Consider the following 2,565-nt stretch of genomic DNA (forward strand, 5'->3'; position numbering starts at 1 on the left):
ATTCCGTGGTCGCCTTCATCGACGACGACAAGGCGCTGCAGGGCACGCAGATCGTGGGCCGGCGGGTGCACCCCGCCCGCGACCTGCCGGACCTGATCGCCCATCACGGGGTGAAGCGCATTCTGCTCGCCATCCCCTCCATGCCGCTGCGCAGCCGGCGCGAGCTGCTGACCCGGCTTTCGGGCCTCGGCGTGATCGTGCAGACGGTGCCCTCCGCGCCGGAACTGGTGGCCGGCCTCGCACGCATCGACTCGCTGCGCCAGATCACCGCCGAAGACCTGCTGGAGCGCGAGAAGGTCGATCCCCAGCGCGACCTGCTGGCACCGGCAACCCGCGGCAAGGCGATTCTGGTGACGGGCGCCGGCGGCTCCATCGGCTCGGAACTCTGCCGCCAGATCTTCGCCCTCGGGCCGCGGCTGATCGTGCTCTATGAGATCAACGAGTTCGCGCTCTATTCGATCGACGAGGAGCTGCGCGACCTCGCCAACGCTGCGCGGGCCCGCAAAGGGCCCGGCGGCGAGCCGGCGGTGGTTCCGGGCATTCATCCCGTGCTCGGCAGCGTGTGCGATGGCGCCCGCGTCGGCGCGGTGATGAGCGCCTTCGGCATCGAGACCGTCTATCACGCCGCCGCCTACAAGCACGTGCCGCTGGTCGAACTGAACGTGCTGGAAGGCCTCGTCAACAACGTGCTCGGCACCGCAACGGTAGTGGAAGAGGCGCTGCGGCACGATGTCGAGCGCTTCATTCTGGTTTCCACCGACAAGGCGGTGCGGCCGACCAACGTGATGGGGGCGAGCAAGCGCTGGGCGGAACTGATCTGTCAGGATGCGCAGACCCGCTCGGCACGCACCGTCATCTCCATGGTGCGCTTCGGCAACGTGCTGGGCTCGTCCGGTTCGGTCATTCCGCTGTTCCAGCGCCAGATCAAGCGCGGCGGCCCGGTGACCGTGACTCATCCGGACGTGACGCGCTATTTCATGACCATTCCGGAGGCTGCCCAGCTCGTCATTCAGGCCGGCGCCATGGCCGTGGGCGGCGAGGTGTTCCTGCTCGACATGGGCGACCCGGTGCGCATCGACGATCTCGCCCGGCGCATGATCTCGCTGCACGGCCTCAGCGTGCGCGACGGCGACAACCCGGATGGCGACATCGAGATCGTCTACAGCGGCCTGCGGCCCGGCGAAAAGCTCTATGAGGAACTGCTGATCGGCGACAACCCGATGGCAACGCAGCACCCAAAGATCATGCGCAGCCGTGAGGACGGCATGGCCACGGCCGAACTGGCACAGTTGCTGGCAGCCCTGCGGGCGGCAGCCGGAGCCGGCGATGTCGCGGCCGCAATCGCGCTGCTGGGCCGGGCAGTGCACGAATACCGGCCGATCTCGGCCACCGTCGATATCCTGACCGCGCACAACACGGCCTCGCCCGTCAGCATGGTACCGCAGGTTGCAACGCCGCAGCGCGTGGTTCCGCTGTCGCAGCCGCAAACCCGCGGCTGAGGCCAGCGCCCGCCCCGCTGACCAGCCTCATTTGGCCCGCCCCATTTGCCCGGCACCGCTGGCCGCGGCCTGTTTGCCCGGCCCCCTTCTCCCGGCCCTGTTCGCCTACGTACAACCCCGCGTGACACCTTGCCATCTGGTAAACGGGGGCTGACGGCGCAAATCTCGGTTTCGCACTGGTGCGTTCAAAAGGACAAGGCCGGGGGCAGCTGCCCCGACCTCGGTTATCGCAAGAACCGGGAGTTCAGCCATGATTGCTCCGAAAGAACCCGTCGCCGAACCTGTTTCGGATCTGCCCGCGGCCCTGCTGGCCGCCCCGCGGATGCCGGCAGCCGGCCCCCATGCCCGCCCGGACCTGATCAACGAATGGGCCACGCCCGGCGCCGGCATGCTCAGCGACTTCAGCCTTGACGGCGAGGCCGACCCCGCCGGCGGCTGATCGCCGCTGTGGCAGGCGGTCACGAGCGGAAGATCGCAAGACCGGGGATTCGCAGACCGGAGATTGCCGGCAAGAGGCAGATCGCCGGCGAGAGACCGCATGACGGGACCCGCGGGACGGGACCGCGCCTGACAGGGAATTACGGCCGTCAACGGCCGATGCGGCGCCGGAGGCCTGATGGCCACCGGCGGCGATTGTATTTTGCTATTTTGTCGCGGGAGCGTGCTGCACAGGGCACGCAGGCGCGGGCCGGTGACATTCGTGGACCGGTGACGGTGGAATGTGGTTTGAGCCTGTCGCGCGACGGCATTTCGCCGGGCGGACAGATCGCTCATTGGTATGCCGTTGCCGCAGGAAACACGGGGCGTCTGATGAGCACCCGGTTCCTTGGCCCGGTTTCCTTGGCCCGGTCGCTTGGCCCGGTCGCTTGGCCCGGTTCGTTGGGGAAGAACGCGCGGCGCGTCCCCACACCCGGAGCGCGCGGCCTCGCCGGCAGCGCGACGCCTTCGCAAGCGGAGCTTGCGGGGTGCCGTCCTGCGCGACCGCAAGGCACATGGAACGCAGCAAGAGGACCGCAGGGCGAAGGCCCGGCGGGTATCGGCTCATCGCCCGCTGGTTTGTCACCTG

The 2,565-nt window shown here is 68.5% G+C and carries 2 protein-coding genes; both read left to right on the forward strand.

Going from position 1 to position 2,565, the window contains the following annotated elements; all coding sequences use genetic code 11:
- Nucleotides 1-1,499: nucleoside-diphosphate sugar epimerase/dehydratase (locus V7067_RS14720; protein WP_334176659.1), on the forward strand; the 1,499-nt coding region annotated here is incomplete at its 5' end.
- A 250-nt stretch (nucleotides 1,500-1,749) separates the two neighbouring features.
- Complete coding sequence (locus tag V7067_RS14725) at nucleotides 1,750-1,938, forward strand: hypothetical protein (RefSeq protein WP_334176660.1); 189 nt, start codon at nucleotides 1,750-1,752, stop codon at nucleotides 1,936-1,938.
- Nucleotides 1,939-2,565 lie beyond the last annotated feature (627 nt).

This window comes from Pseudoxanthobacter sp. (assembly GCF_036822375.1).
Taxonomy (GTDB): Bacteria; Pseudomonadota; Alphaproteobacteria; order Rhizobiales; family Segnochrobactraceae; genus Pseudoxanthobacter.

Coding starts and splice junctions, on each gene's coding strand:
- V7067_RS14725 (WP_334176660.1), top strand. CDS start 1,750: ATGATTGCTCCGAAAGAACCCGTCGCCGAACCTGTTTCGGATCTGCCC.